We start from the raw sequence: 14,693 nt of genomic DNA on the forward strand, positions 1-14,693 counted from the left end.
TGCTCTCTCATTCAAGCAACTTAGCGAAGAGCGTCCTGAGTGAGTGCTTCAGCGGTGAAGTAAGAGCGGGGGCGCGGTTCAACCGGTGTGTAATTCTTGATATACCCAGCAATCGTGTAGGCACGTTGCTGGAAATCCAGGCTTTGATAAGGAAGAGTGATCACACCTGGCAGGTCATAACTGACCGCGGTGTAGCCAATACCACCACGCCACAGCTTGCCCTGGGCATCGTAAAGGTCGGACGCGACGATGGCCCAGCTATCCTCATCCATGAAGAGCTTGCGCTTTGGTGCCGCGTTGCGCTTGCCGGATTTCAGGGTGCCTTCCACCTCCCAGACACGGTGCAGCTCCCAACGAACTACGGACGGATCAATGAATTTCCCACCCAACGTTTTTTCAGGGTCTGCAGCGAGCAGTGCGTTCGTGTTATAGGGAATGTACATCTCACGCTTGGTTACCAGCTTCCAGTCGTATTGCTCAGGCGAGCCGAAGAAGCCATACGCTTCGTCAAACTGGGCCAGGCCGGAGACGTAGAAGTTTGGGGTGTCAAACTGAACGTTTGGAAGCTTGCGTACTCGACGCTGACCAGGCATGTACTGCCAGGAACCAGGTTGGCGGGCTTCATAGTCGTTCGGGAACAGGCCAACCAGCGCCTCGCCGGCGCTACGCCCGGGAGCAGTGGTCTTCGCTCGGTGCCACCACCACCAGCCATCGAAGTCTTTTTCACCGCCCGGTAAGGAGTAACGGAAGAATTCATTGATGTCGATGACGGACGTCAGTGAGCGACGTCCACTGCCATCGACCATGTAAAGACGGTACAGGGTATCAACCGCAGTCCCTTTCCAGGACAACAGGTGGTTCCACAACACCTCACTGCCGGTTTTCGGAATCGGGAATGGAGTGCCGCCGTAGGCGTTCTCGATAGCCAGGCCATCTTTGGCTGACGTGGCATTTACAGCATTCTTTGCCGCATAGTCGTAGAACCACTGCGGAGCTGACGCGGTACGGTGTGTGTCGTACACATCAAGGCGGTAGTCCGGGTAGTTCTTGAGCATGTAGTACACGCTCTCGGAGAGCTTCGCCTTGTATTCATCAGCGTTAGCAGCGGTGATTTGGAACTTGGCCTTTTCATCAGGGAATGGGATGGGCGAAAACGATCCTGGTTGGTGCCCAGCTGGTTTCTGCTGGAAGCCGCCTGTCCACTTGGGGATGGTGCCGTCAGCATTGCCTGCCACCTCTGCGCCAACAGGCGTCAACGTGGTGCCCAATTGCTTAGCTTGCTCGGCGCTAACAGCTGCGTACGCACTGCTTGCCATACAAAGCGGGAATAGCAGCAGCAAAGCCATCTTATTCTTGTTCATGCGTATGGTTCTCTTGTTGTTATTGCAGAGGCTAGTTCCGGCGGCGTATCGGGTTCGGCAGCGCAGTGAGTGCGAAGCCGAGGGCTCGATTGGCCTTTCCATTCCACACTACGAACGCCTCAGTGCCATCCTCTTGCACACTCAGGACATCGCCATGCGGGATCAGGCGCCTGCCGTTTTCGGCCTTCGGACAGACCGATGACTTAACCTATTTCTGCTGTCGCATGTACACACCTATCGAAAGATAGAGTCACTATCTAACTAAGCGGCCGAGGACGGGATCACTATCTTTCGGCAGGAGCGGCGCAGGGGGCCGGAGGCGGACAATGAGCATCGGGATTGAAGACTGCTTACCACGCAATACCGATAAGAAGTGCCTATCCAGAAACCCTGATGAGCGAAGAGATTGCTGACCTCACCTGCGACGTCATCGAGTAGATGTCGACTGCATCCTCAGCGCTCCCTTGCAAGGCAATGACTCATGGGGAATCCAAGCTCGCTTGCATCCGATATGACGTCGTGATGGCAACCGGAGCGCCTGCCCCTGGCCAAGCAGGTGCAGACGCCGCAAACCTCGCCGGTGAATGACCTCCATCCTGATCGATGTACGTCGAGGTCTGCCCTCCCCTTAGTGCCCCTCTTGCCGTGGCCGTTTAGCTTTGAAACCGCTTGACCCACCGCTGAAGTTCGATACTGAGATTCCTGACCTCCTCACTGTAGTGCCCACTTTCGCTCGCACTTGCAACGCCTGCCTCAGCTTCGTCCCGGACACGCAAGACACTGCGACTGACCTGCTCCGCGACATGGCTTTGCTGGACTGCCGCGGTTGCTATCTGATCACTCATCTCGCCAATGAGCGACGCTGACTTGGTAATCGCTTGCAGTGCGGTATCGGCAAGGCCCGCTTGATCAACGGCCTGGCGCGCTTGACCAAGGCAAACTTCACTCTGGGAAAGTGCGTGGCGGATAAGAGCCTGAAGCGAGTCAATCGTGGCGGATATCTCCAAGGTTGCGCCTTGGCTTCGCTTTGCCAGAGCGCGCACTTCATCCGCGACCACTGCGAACCCCCTACCCTGTTCGCCCGCCCGAGCAGCCTCGATCGCGGCATTTAGCGCGAGCAAATTGGTTTGTTCTGCTACAGAGCGGATGACCTCAAGAATGCTTCCAATCCGATCACTCTCCTTAGTCAGATCAATCATGCTCGTCCTTGTTGCTGTCACGCCATCTGCAAGCCTGTTAATGCGCTCGACCGCATCGGCGACTAGCTCGGCGCCTGATCTGGCTTGCTCCTCAGCTTGTCGTGCGGCATGCGATGCTCGCTGAGTATGCCCTGCTACTTCATTGACGCTTGCTGCCATCTGCACCATCGCCGAGGCACTTTGCTCAGCCTCTTCCGTTTGGCGACGGGCAGTCACACCTGCTTGAGAGCTCACGCCGTAGAACTCGGTCGCGACGTTACCCAACTGCTCGACCACTTGGACTACCCGCTCCACCATCCCCCGCAGTCCTAGTGTCATGCACTGCATAGAGGCCAGTAGTTGACCCGGTTCATCCTTCCTACGGTCATCAAATTCTGCCCGCAGATCACCATCAGCGATGGCGCGTAAGGCGCTTACCGATCGATGAAGCGGACTCACAATCTGACGACGCAGCACCATGGAAGAGCAAATGGCGACAATGACGAGCAAGAGAGAGCTCAGTCCCAGTAGTGCTAGCACTCGACGACTGACCTCAAGCATCTCCTCCCCTTGAGCAATGTAAGCGAATTCCCCTTTTTCGATGAGCCTCCTGGCTTGTTGCTCCAGCGCCTCAACCTCTGCCAGGCTGGCAGCTTCTACTTCTTGCTTCTGCCTGATGCGCTCAAAAAGACCTTGGTAGTCCGCAGCTGCGCGTCGCATTTCATCCAGCGCAGGCACCTGGGCACTGTCCGGATGCTTTTCAATCAGCGCGCTTAGCTTATTTTGCACCGCATCCAGCAACTCATTCGCCGTTCGAGCGGACTCCAGCACACCATCGATGCGATAGCTTTGCTGCGCGACCTCAGCTTTCAGCAGTAAAATCTGACTCTCAGATACCCCTGTCATCAAGTCCCCACGCTCGAAGAGCGAGAAGATCCCATAAAACCCTGTAGCAGCGACACCTAACGCCAATGCCGCAGTAATTCCAAAACCATAGGACAATTTCTTGCTCACCGAAATATTATCGAGTGACTTCCACATTTGGACTCCTTAGTCGACAGCAACTAACCCTGAGCAGCAACTCTCGTTCAGGCTTAAAAATTAAGTCATGCCTATTAATTGCTGGCCGAAATGTGCAACAGGCACCAAGCCTTCTAGCGAAAACTGACGGAGAGCTCCAGTATTCGCTGAAAGGTATAAGTGCTTGTAAATTTGATAACGACGCCCGACGGCATTTCAAATTAAAATGTCGGCGGGGCCTAGCAGGAAAGTTATTTAGTGCGGAGGCAATGGATGGACGACCTCATCCACCCATTACCACCAGGGAGTGTTTTACATCACCCATTGCCCGGATCAGGGCATCGGGCGCTAGGCCTCCCCGACCGCATAAGCGTTTGCTCTACTTACTGGCAGCAGGAGGTAACTGGAGGCCTAAGCAAACACAGCGACTCCCAAGAAGTAGTAAAGACCTAATATATGCGTCGTATGGATTTTACGAAAAGACTCCTGGCATTACATCATGCGCACATACAAATCAGAATGTATGGGTCAGGGAGGCCATCACAAAATCTCGCCCACTATAGTAGTTATTGTCTTCGCTGCCGAAGAAGTGCGTGACATTGAGGCCAAGCTTCCAGTCCTGCTGGTAAATGCCGACGATCCCGATGTTGACATCGCCACCTTCATCAGATCCGTAATTGTTGAAGGCAGCACTGATGGGCGACCGGCCTTTGATGTTGTAACCAACACCAATCGGAACCTGGATATCCAAACCTGGCATAATTTGGTAGTAGTCAAAGGTCGCCAGTCCTCGAACGCCGTAAGCAGTGTCATCTAACGTATCGTCACGTTGTTCGTTGTTTTTGGTGACTTTCGTCAGGTGATGTCCGGCCAGTTCGCCGGCGAGCGTATATCCGTCCCACAAAGCCCCAGCATTACCCACATAGATGGCGTTGATTTGTGCATGAACGGTGTCGCCGGTAACGTCCGGATCGAGGACATCAGCGGCGGCGCGCAGGGAGCCATCTTTGCGATACGACACCTCACCACCAATGTTCAGTTGACCAATGGTAGTGTTTGCACTGATACCGTAGAGCTTCACCCTTTCTTGATAGCGCAGGTGGTAACTACCAATGGAACCGGTGACAGGGTCGAAACCGCCCGACGGACTAACCACAACCTGGGGAGTTTTCTCATCGTATTGGATGGCATACAAGCCAAGATCGAGGTTTAAGGACTCCGGACGCCAGCGCAACGAGACGCCAAATTGAGGGGCGTCGGGTTCATCGTCGCTTCCACGATAGAAGTAAGCACCAGGCCCCGCGATAATCCGCTCCCCGCCCTCGTCAAGAATATCGGCTGAGGACAGGAAGCTGCCGGCTGGAGGAATGCGAGTTTTTTCCCACTGGAACTGATAGAACCCCTCTACTGTCCAGCCGCCCTCGAACATGGCGCTCATCGACAGCTGCTTGGTCGGCAGGAACAACTCTTGAGCCTTAGTGTTTGGAACACTCAAAGCCTTGTAAGCATCGACCGGCGCCATTGCTGCTGCGATGCCGTTGTCGGTGAAGAACAGGCTCTCCCCCCACAGAAGGGTATGCTGGCCAAGTCGAACGCTTACCGGTACATCGAAGGGACTGAACTGCCCGGAGACGAACGCGTTCATGAGTTCAATCTTGCTGCCTGCCCACTTTCGGGTTTGATCGGTGAATTCGTTGTTCGAAACCGAGTATGGGTTGAAGGTGCCAGGCGAGTCGTTGTCATTGTGCCGGTTGTAAACGTCGTCATACCAGGCTGCAGCGCTGAGAGACAAACCGAAATTCTGGTACCGCATGTTCAGTTCGGTCAGCCAGTCAAAGCGGTTCATCATCAGAGAACCACGTTCAAAATTGTGCTCTGGGTCATCCGTGTTGGCATTCGCAAGATTGGTATCACTGGGCTTGCTGATGCGCGAGCCAAGCGAATACTTCATCGTGTTATCCCAACTACCTTTGAGGTCGCCACTCTCAAACTCAACCGCCAAAGCAGTGCCACTGGTTGCCAGGAACATCGCGCCCACCAAGGCCGATAGAGTCAACGGCGGGTTCTGCGCAAGGCCAGCGGGCAGAGTCATTTTCTTCATTATTGTTGTTCTCCGGTTGTTGTGTGTCTACGCAGAGACCCGGCAAAGGCGCCCCAGCAGTCATGACGAACGAATCAGACACTGATCCTTACGATGCAAACTAGAGTCGGTACCAAACAGGAGCACCTATCCAAAGATAGAGAGATAGGTACCGCTTTCTTCAGCGAGGTCTGGCAGGCCAAACGTGCAAAATGAAGCACCCTTTTTTCCTTCCCTTTTACGGCTCGCGCTGCTCATGCAGACGCCGCCAACGCTTTGAGCTAGCGCGCCATCCACTGAAGGTTTGAGAAGCGAGCATGCCCGGCATTCGTCTGAGTGCCGGGCAGATGGGAGTCAGAGAGCAGTGGCGATGAGCTTAGGCTTGTGCCGCAGCGAACTGAACAACGGCATCCCCTTTGGCGTCTTGTTCAGCCTTCAGCATCCGCTCCAGGATCCATCGGAACTGGCCTAGCGCGGTATCGGAGGTCGTTGGAACGAGCACGGCATCAGGCGCCAGATTCATCGAACGTTGCTGCGCTTCGATGATCTCTCGATCCTCTCTGAATGCCATTTCTGCAATGGCAATCATGCCGTCAGCCAACTGAGTGCTGCCGCTTTTCAGCCGCGGCGCCCAGGAGTAGCAATAGCGCGAACGCTGCGCACTCATCGGCGTAATGGACTGATTTGTCACATCTCGTGTTATTGGCTCGATACCTACGGGAGGTTCGCCGTTGAAACGTTCAGAGGTGCCCGCAGGATAGCCCTCGGAATACATGACCATTACGCCAGGAATGTAGAAGTCATAGTACATCCACATGTCCAGGGCTTCTGAATCAGTTTCAGCCTTGATGTGATTTGGTACCGGCTGATTGGGTAACCAACGCTCTACCCTCACACTGCGCTCCATCCGGGTAACCTTTGGGCGAGTCAAAGCCCAGTCTTCACCCACACCGAAGCTATCTGGATGCACGTAGGTCAGATGCGAAAAGTCCAGCAGGTTGTCATGCACCAACTGGTAATTGGCATCGTAGTCCATGAAGCCGTGCCGGAAGATCCAGTTTGGGTCATCCAAGGCTACCGTAGGTGGAATAAGATCCGGATCTGCTTCGGCCTCTTCACCCAGCCACACCCAAATCCAGCTATTGCGCTCGATCACGGCAAAGCTGCGTACGCGGGCTTGCGGAGGGATGCGATCTTGCCCAGGAATTTCTACGCACTTGCCGGTCTCGTCAAACCGCAGCCCATGATAGAGACAGCGCAGGTGATCACCTTCACGGCGCCCGATCGAGAGAGGCGCGGCGCGGTGGCAGCAGCGGTCTTGAAGCGCTGCGAGCGAACCATCTGCCTTGCGGTAAATCACGATGGGCTCGTTGGCGATCTGGCAGGGAAACAACTCCTGCCCCTTCAAAACATCGCTCCAGCCTGCAACGTACCAGCAATTACGGATAAACATGACTCACCTCATAGGCGTTGTTGTTTTTGTGGCATTGATCGCCAGCATTCAAAGTACGCGGAGGGAATGATCGCAACCACGCCGATTTGTGCTAAAAATCGGCTGTATCTATCACACGGAGCAGAAAATGGATCTGTTGGGCGAAGTGCTTTTGTCGCTAAAAATTGGCGCGAACTCGGTCGGCATCTTCCACTGCGGAGCGCCTTGGGGGATGGATGTCCCTGCCATGACTCAAGCCAACGCATACATGTTCTGCGCGATCGATACACCGTTCTGGCTCATGCTGGAAAACAAACCGCCACAGCTCCTTGAGCCAGGAGATGCCGCGCTTATCCTGCACGGCCCTCGATATTCGTTTGCTTCGACTCCAAACGCGCCCTGCGTAGCACTCGAAACGTATTGGGAGCTAAAGCAACTCCCATGGCTCACTGCGGGCTCCAGGCAAAACACTCCACTACATGGACTGACCCTGGGAATGGCGCCACACACCGATCGCGTTCTGACCATGGGCATCCTCATCGGTGGCGCCACCGACAATCATCTGCTGCGGGCCCTCCCAGACGTGATCACGTTGAAACGTAGTGCCAGGGGGCAGTTTCCATGGATTCCATCGCTGCTGGAGTTTCTGGCCGCCGAACAGAGCGCAAACACGCCTGGCTACACAGCCACGGCCTCGCACCTGGCCGAACTGATTTTTACCAGTCTGGTTCGTGCGTACGTGCTGAATACGCCCGCCGGAAGCAGCAGCTGGCTTAGCGGAATCAATGACCCCCGAATCAGCCGGGCACTCGCAGCAATCCATAGCAAGCCAGAACACCCTTGGACACTGGAGCGCTTGGCTGATCAGGCAGGAATGTCTCGGTTCAGCTTCAGCCGGTTGTTTTCAAAGCGTACCGGGCAAACACCGATCGAGTACCTGATCGAGCGCCGGATGCAACTGGCAGCTGAACTCGTACTTGAGGGGCGAAGCAGCGTGGCCCGAATTGCCGAAGCCGTAGGCTATCAGTCGGAACGAGCATTCAGAGGACTCTTCATCCGCCATTTCGGCATGCCGCCTCGTGAGTACGCCAAACACCACTCAGATAGGCGCTGAGCGGCGATACTCTGCGACTATCTTTGGGTAGGTGTTGCAGCTGCGCGCTTAAGTAAACATCCCGATGAAAGTGATCCAGGACGGATCCCGTCAATAACATCATCGGAGCGCGCCGTAATGCCTGATCATTTCTCCCATGCCTACCGCTCATTGGTGAATCACAAATGAAGCGGCGTAGCGTACTCAAAGCAGGTCTCGCAACAAGCCTCCTTCCCCTGCTTGGTTTGGGTGGGGTCGCGAAAGCATTCGATCTGAAATCCAGCATTCAGCTGAAAGCCATCCTTTCTGACCGCCGCTTTCCAATGAGCAGTGCTTTCGGAGCCCGGGCGGCCGCCATGGGTATCCCACACCTAGCTACGAATGGAGATATCACGGCCATCTGGCTTAAGCACCTCGATCCACTATGGCGAGAAGGCAAAGCATCGATCATGGGCCTGACCACCCAAGATCAGCTCTTCTGCCTGGAACGCCTCGCGTGGGATCGCGGCATGAAAGTCCTCATGCGCGTCGAGCATCGGGATATGGGCCGGGGTGAAATCACCCACATCATCGACGCTCCGGCCCTGCTAACTGCGCAGTCAACGCTCGCGCTTCAACACGAAAACCTATGGCCGAGTGAGCTCGCCAGCCTTCTGGGCTCCTGCTCACCGTCGCAGTGCATCGGCCATCGCTCCAGTAGAGAAGTCACCAGCAAAGGGAGGCTGGGTGAGCACCTCGTTTCCTGGGTAATCGTCCCAGCAAGCCAAGTCTCCTAAGCGCCTTCCACTCCTTTACAAACATAAAAATAAGTAGCCAGGAGAACTCCAATGCTACCCCCCGGTATCGATTCCGCAACATTCCAGAAAGCTCTGAGCGCGTTCGCCAACGTGGTCGGAAAAGAATGGGTTTTTACCAGCGATGAAGACCTGAAGCTCTATCGCGATGCATATTCGCCCTACATGGGTGAAGCCGAAGAACGATTAGCATCAGCTGCCGTTGCCCCAGATACCTCCGAGCAAGTTCAAGAAATTGCTCGGATAGCAAATCAGTACAGCATTCCGCTCTACACCATTTCTACCGGCAAGAACCTCGGCTACGGCGGCTCGGCTCCAACCTACAGCGGTAGCGTCGTACTCGACCTCAAACGCATGAATCGCATCATCGAGGTCAACGAAAAACAGGCCTATTGCATTGTCGAGCCAGGTGTCAGCTATTTCGACATGTACCGCTACCTGCAGGAAAAGAAGAGCAAGCTGTGGCTTGACGTACCAGATCCGGGCTGGGGAAGCATGGTTGGTAACGCCATGGATCGGGGTGCGGGGTACACCGCGGCACAGTTTCGCAATCATTTCGATGCGCATTGCGGCATGGAGGTGGTGCTAGCCAACGGTGAGGTGATGCGTACCGGAATGGGTGCCATGCCCAAATCCAAAACCTGGGCAATGTATAAAACCGGTTTTGGCCCGGCAATCGACGGGATCTTCAGCCAATCGAATTTCGGGATTGTAACCAAAATGGGGTTCTGGTTGATGCCCGAGCCAGAGGCCTTCCTAAAAGGCCACATCCATCTCTCTCAGTACAGCGACATGGTTCCGCTGGTTGAGTTGATGACGGAGTTGGAGAACTCGAAGATCTTCACTGGCTATCCAGACATCAACAGCCCTGCCATGGGTACTCCTAGCCTCGCCGGCCTTCACGAGTTCCTCGCACACGGCCCAAAAGAGCAGGATCCCGAGTTCATGGCACTGCTAGGCCGAGGCGCCAAGCCGGAGGAGTACGAGGCCTACGCCAAGAAAAAGGGCATCCCCTTCTGGACGTGTGCCCTCACGTTTTATGGCCCAGAAAAAGTCATTCGCGCCCAGTGGGAATACGCTCAGGAGCGCTTCAAAAAGGCATTTCCTGACGCCAAGTTTGCTGAGCACGAGTTCTATAAACTCCCGCTCACACCTGAGCAAGCAGAAAAGGTCGAATACCCAGCGCAATTTGGCATCCCAAATTTGCGGACATTCGCCATCGGGGCCCGCTCGAACTGGAACCCAGCGCCGCCTACACATGGGCATGCTTGGTTTTCCCCTGTCATTCCTCGTGACGGTGCAGAAGTTCTCAAGATCAACGAAGTGCTGGGTACAGAGGCTCGTCGATTAGGCATTCCATTGATCTTCGCTATGATCGTGCCCGTCCCTTCATGGGAGCGAAGCTTCACGTTCATCATCCCGTTGTTCATCAGCGAGGATCCAGCACAGAACAAAAGAAGCCGAGAGGTGTTCAGACACCTGATCAAGGTGGCCGCTGACAATGGCTGGGGGGAGTACCGCACTGCTCCGACATTCCAGGCAGATGTGATGGATACCTATTCCTTCGGTGACCATGCCCTGCTGCGCTTCCATGAGTCGATTAAGGATGCTGTAGATCCCAAAGGGATTCTTTCACCAGGGCGTTATGGCATCTGGCCGAAACATCTTCGAGATAAGCATCGGTACAAAGGAGGCGACTCCGTATGAGGCTCCTAGTCGTTCTCACGAGCTCCTTGCTCGCCGCCGCCCAGTGCTTCGCCGCAGAAGGTAATCCGGATCTCGGCAAGCAGGTTTACGAAAAGTGGTGCTCTGCATGCCACGCACCTGGTGATGCCTATCCTGGAACCTTGGCCCTGAGAGCTAAATACAAGGGAGCCCTGCCTGAGGCTCTGGAGCAACGCTCCGATCTGACGCCGGACATGGTCAAGTACTTCGTGCGCAACGGGGTCACCATCATGCCGTTCTTCCGCAAGACTGAGATTTCCGATGTGGAGCTCAATGCGATCGCGGACTACCTAACCAAACAAGGAACAAAGCAGTGATCACCATCGGAGATATCAAGTTGCCCCGCATTCTTTTAGCTTCCCTGTTGGTAATGAGCTCCCCGGTTTTCGCACAGCAATGCGAGACAACCGTAGCTTCGACCGACCAAATGACCTACCTGCAGAAAGAGGTTTCCGTCAGCCGTAGCTGCAAGCAGTTCACCGTAACGCTTCAGCACACTGGACGAATGCCAGCCGCGGCAATGGGGCACAACTGGGTCTTGAGTAAAACCAGTGACGTTCAGGCGATCGCCACTGACGGTATCGCTGCTGGTAGCGCAAAAAGCTACCTGAGGGAGGATGACAGTCGAGTGGTTGCCCACACGAAAGTGATTGGAGGGGGTGAAAGCACCAGCGTCACCTTCAACGTAAGTGAACTGTCGCCTGCCGAAAGTTACACCTATTTCTGTTCATTCCCTGGCCACTCGGCCTTGATGAAGGGGCAGCTAAAGCTGGTGGACTGACATGGAGAAAATGGTCTTCCAGCTTGCGGTCATCGACGGCCCAATCGTAGTGCGGCAAGAGCCAGAGACAGGTGATCTCGTGATTGAATTTGAAAGCACTCATCGCGCAGCAGCCAATAAACGATTTCAAGTGCGGCTCAAGCCTGGTGCAGCAGACCAACTCTCCAGCGCTCTGGAGGCTGCCCTCCCTATCCATAGATAGGTGTAGGGCAGCTCCCCTAGCAGCACTCTCTGACCATCCAATATCACAATCATAAAAAGAAGGTATCTATGAGCACGCTTCCGAGTGGGGATCGCCGTGTCGATTTTTCGGGCTGGCAACGCCAGTACTACCAGATCGACGGCGCGGTCGTTGCTGTTCACCAAGCAGGTGAAGGTACCCCAGTGATGTACCTGCATGGCGGAGGTACATGGCATGGCCTCGGCTTTGCGTCGGGCCTGATGGATCGGCACAAAGTCTATCTGCCACATCACCCAGGTTTCGGTCTGTCTGAGGATAACGCAAGCATCAACTCTGTTTCGGATTGCGTCGACCATTACGCCAAGCTGCTCGACACACTGGGTCTAGAGCGCGTGCACCTTATCGGTAGTTCATTAGGTGGACGCATCGCTGCAGAGTTTGCGGCTCGTTACCCAGACCGTGTCACCAAGCTCGTTCTCGCCGCACCGGCGGGCCTCACCGTCCCAGAGCACCCACTGCCTGATCTCTCGGCCATCCCGCCCCAAGATTTCCCTTCCTACCTCGTAAACGACATGCAAGTTCTTCTGCCATTTCTTCCAAATGGGCCAGACGAAGAGTTCATGAGCATGCGAGCCAGAGAGGGTGGCGCTGTTATGCGACTGCTAAGTCAGAGCGGGCTGGATAACCCCAATATGGCGGAGCAGCTTCAACATATCGACGCCCCCACCTTGATTATCTGGGGTCGTCTAGACCGAATGCTTCCGGTTGGCCAAGCCGCGTCTTGGAAAAACAACATCTTCGGAGCTCAAGTGAAAGTTGTTGAGGACGCCGGTCACCTGCCACTTGATGAATCCGCAGAAGCGCGCCAAGCCCTCCTGGAATTCTTGGGCTGAAGCAGTGATGCGATAAGCCAGAGCACTATCTTTCGGCAGGTGCTGCTGGGTGACTCAATCGCAAAACTCACCTGAAACCGCCCAACATCCTGGAGCTTCAATGCAACCTTTTGTTTACAACGCCCTGCCAAGTCGTGTGATTTTCGGCTCCGGCACCATCGTGCAGCTTGCTGACGAGATCAAAGCCCTGGGTGCTTCCCGCGCCTTGGTTCTTACAACCAAGCATCAACAGCGCGATGGTGAGCGCCTTTGTGAGCAACTGGGAAGCTTGGCTGTAGGGCTCTACGCAAACGCGACCATGCACACTCCAGTCGACGTGACAAATGATGCCTTGGAGTATGTTGCTCGCACCAGAGCTGACTGCGTAGTTGCGCTGGGTGGTGGCTCAACCATTGGCCTTGGTAAGGCAATTGCACTTCATACCGACCTGCCGCAGGTCGTCATCCCGACCACCTATGCAGGCTCGGAAGCCACCCCGATCATTGGCCAAACAGAGAACGGCCTGAAAACAACCCAGCGCACGCTGAAGGTGCTGCCAGAAGTTGTGCTCTACGACGTCGACCTGACCCTCACGCTTCCCCCTGAAATCACCGTGACAAGCGGGCTGAATGCCATTGCTCATGCAGTTGAAGCGCTCTACTCCAAAGATGCAAATCCGCTGATCTCGCAACTGGCCGAACAAGGTATTGCGTCCTTGGCGAGTGCGTTGCCCCGTATCCAAAAGAATCCAGAAGACCTGGAAGCCCGCTCCGATGCGCTGTTCGGAGCATGGGCATGCGGCGTATGCCTGGGCGCGGTGGGGATGTCGATCCATCACAAGCTCTGCCACACCCTGGGTGGCACCTTCAATCTCCCCCACGCCGAAACCCACAGCATCGTCCTCCCGCACGCCACCGCCTACAACTCCGCGGCCGCCCCGGATGCAATGGCACGCATCTGTCGGGCATTGGGAGGTGTGAGTGATGCGGCAGCAGGCCTGTATGACCTGGCTGTGAGCCTTGGAGCTCCGACCCAACTGAAAGATATCGGTTTGCGCGAGCAAGACCTGGCGCAGGCCGTCGAAATTGCCTGTTCCTCTCCGTATTGGAATCCGAGGCCGATTGAGGCGGACGGCATTAAACAACTGCTTGCTAACGCGTTTCTCGGCCGCCGCCCTTAACAGGCGTTTGTTGACCCAACGCCCCTGGAGATAACCATGGAACTTAATCCGCACATTCTTCGCCATCACCACATCACGCTGAACGTGGGTGGTGCGCAGGAAGATTACGACTTTCACACCAAAGTCCTTGGCCTGAAAAGCGTCAAGAAAACTGGCTTGTACGACGGCTCAGAGCCGATCTACCACTTCTACTACGGCAACGATATCGGCGAGGAAAGCACGCTGATCACTTGCTTCCCAATGCGGCAATCCGGTCGAAAAGCGCGCCGCGGAAGCGGCCAGGTGAAGACCTTGGCGCTTTCGGTTCCGGAGTCGTCCCTGACGTTCTGGGCACGGCACCTGGCCAGCCACGGGTTCACCCCCATTCTGGTGGAGCGGTTCGGTGAGCGACTGCTGCATTTCACGCACCCGTGTGGCATCGAGTACGAGCTCGTCGGTATCAAAGACGACAACCGCAAACCGTACTCCAATGGTGTCATCCCATCGGAGTTCGGCATCCGAGGTACTCATGGCATCACTGTATCTGTGCGCGACATGGAGAACTCCGCTGAATTCATGCATTACGGCTGGACAGGCAAACTGCTCGACACCGACGGAGGGTTCTCCCGTTATCAGGTGGGTAATGGTGGCTCGGGCACCATCATCGATTTCCAGCTGGAGCCCAACTTGCCTCAAGGTTCCTGGGCATATGGCGAAGGCACAGTGCACCACTGCGCCTTCGAGGTCGCCGACCTCGATGTGCAACGCAGCGTGAAGCTTCATCTCGAAGGCATGGGTTACACCGACGTTTCCGACCGGAAAGACCGTGGTTACTTCGACTCCGTATACGTGCGTACTCCAGGTGGGGCGTTGTTCGAGGCTGCTGTATCTAAGCCTGAAGGCTTCCTTGTAGACGAACCGTTCGAGGATCTGGGCAAAACCATTCAGATCCCTCCGCAGTTAGGTGCTCGCGCCCAAGAGATTGCCGCCTACCTTGAACCCCTGAAGTACTGAGGT

The 14,693-nt window shown here is 55.4% G+C and carries 13 protein-coding genes and 1 pseudogene; 9 read left to right on the plus strand and 5 right to left on the minus strand.

Annotated features, from left to right (window positions below):
• Nucleotides 1-20: 20 nt before the first annotated feature.
• The 5 genes and pseudogenes from BLX42_RS10695 to BLX42_RS10710 form a co-directional block, all read right to left on the minus strand.
• A complete protein-coding gene (locus BLX42_RS10695) occupies nucleotides 21-1,361 on the minus strand; it encodes a DUF1329 domain-containing protein (protein WP_158259243.1) in 1,341 nt (446 codons plus the stop codon).
• A 653-nt stretch (nucleotides 1,362-2,014) separates the two neighbouring features.
• Nucleotides 2,015-2,887 carry a methyl-accepting chemotaxis protein gene (locus BLX42_RS27185; RefSeq protein WP_146117348.1) on the minus strand — a complete coding sequence of 291 codons (873 nt, stop codon included), beginning with the start codon at nucleotides 2,885-2,887 and terminating at the stop codon, nucleotides 2,015-2,017.
• A gap of 9 nt (nucleotides 2,888-2,896) precedes the next feature.
• Nucleotides 2,897-3,580, minus strand: a pseudogene (locus BLX42_RS27190) (HAMP domain-containing protein); the annotation flags it as partial.
• A 493-nt stretch (nucleotides 3,581-4,073) separates the two neighbouring features.
• Complete coding sequence (locus BLX42_RS10705) at nucleotides 4,074-5,660, minus strand: DUF1302 domain-containing protein (protein ID WP_105642524.1); 1,587 nt, start codon at nucleotides 5,658-5,660, stop codon at nucleotides 4,074-4,076.
• Nucleotides 5,661-6,015: 355 nt separating this feature from the next.
• The gene (locus BLX42_RS10710) at nucleotides 6,016-7,092 is read right to left on the minus strand and encodes an aromatic ring-hydroxylating dioxygenase subunit alpha (RefSeq protein WP_105642525.1); all 1,077 of its coding nucleotides are present in this window, start codon (nucleotides 7,090-7,092) and stop codon (nucleotides 6,016-6,018) included.
• A gap of 127 nt (nucleotides 7,093-7,219) precedes the next feature.
• Between BLX42_RS10710 and BLX42_RS10715 the strand changes: the two genes are divergently transcribed.
• The 9 genes from BLX42_RS10715 (at nucleotide 7,220) to BLX42_RS10755 (ending at nucleotide 14,690) form a co-directional block, all read left to right on the plus strand.
• Nucleotides 7,220-8,185, plus strand: a complete 966-nt coding sequence (locus BLX42_RS10715; RefSeq protein WP_105642526.1) for an AraC family transcriptional regulator — start codon at nucleotides 7,220-7,222, stop codon at nucleotides 8,183-8,185.
• Between the two features lie 164 nt (nucleotides 8,186-8,349).
• The gene (locus BLX42_RS10720; RefSeq protein ID WP_105642527.1) at nucleotides 8,350-8,940 is read left to right on the plus strand and encodes a hypothetical protein; all 591 of its coding nucleotides are present in this window, start codon (nucleotides 8,350-8,352) and stop codon (nucleotides 8,938-8,940) included.
• A gap of 51 nt (nucleotides 8,941-8,991) precedes the next feature.
• Complete coding sequence (locus BLX42_RS10725) at nucleotides 8,992-10,665, plus strand: FAD-binding oxidoreductase (protein ID WP_105642528.1); 1,674 nt, start codon at nucleotides 8,992-8,994, stop codon at nucleotides 10,663-10,665.
• Nucleotides 10,666-10,691: 26 nt separating this feature from the next.
• A complete protein-coding gene (locus BLX42_RS10730) occupies nucleotides 10,692-11,000 on the plus strand; it encodes a cytochrome c (protein ID WP_218274692.1) in 309 nt (102 codons plus the stop codon).
• 53 nt (nucleotides 11,001-11,053) lie between these two features.
• Nucleotides 11,054-11,464, plus strand: coding sequence for an azurin (azu, locus tag BLX42_RS10735; RefSeq protein WP_105642582.1), 411 nt, complete (start codon nucleotides 11,054-11,056; stop codon nucleotides 11,462-11,464).
• 1 nt (nucleotide 11,465) lies between these two features.
• On the plus strand, nucleotides 11,466-11,666 hold the full coding sequence (locus BLX42_RS10740; RefSeq protein WP_105642530.1) for a hypothetical protein: 201 nt from the start codon (nucleotides 11,466-11,468) through the stop codon (nucleotides 11,664-11,666).
• 68 nt (nucleotides 11,667-11,734) lie between these two features.
• Nucleotides 11,735-12,538, plus strand: a complete 804-nt coding sequence (locus BLX42_RS10745) for an alpha/beta fold hydrolase (protein ID WP_105642531.1) — start codon at nucleotides 11,735-11,737, stop codon at nucleotides 12,536-12,538.
• Nucleotides 12,539-12,638: 100 nt separating this feature from the next.
• The gene (locus BLX42_RS10750) at nucleotides 12,639-13,697 is read left to right on the plus strand and encodes a maleylacetate reductase (RefSeq protein ID WP_105642532.1); all 1,059 of its coding nucleotides are present in this window, start codon (nucleotides 12,639-12,641) and stop codon (nucleotides 13,695-13,697) included.
• 36 nt (nucleotides 13,698-13,733) lie between these two features.
• The gene (locus BLX42_RS10755) at nucleotides 13,734-14,690 is read left to right on the plus strand and encodes a VOC family protein (protein WP_105642533.1); all 957 of its coding nucleotides are present in this window, start codon (nucleotides 13,734-13,736) and stop codon (nucleotides 14,688-14,690) included.
• The last annotated feature ends 3 nt before the right edge of the window (nucleotides 14,691-14,693 follow it).

Origin of the sequence: Pseudomonas sp. SG-MS2 (assembly GCF_009933855.1) — a bacterium.
GTDB lineage: Bacteria > Pseudomonadota > Gammaproteobacteria > Pseudomonadales > Pseudomonadaceae > Aquipseudomonas > Aquipseudomonas putida_E.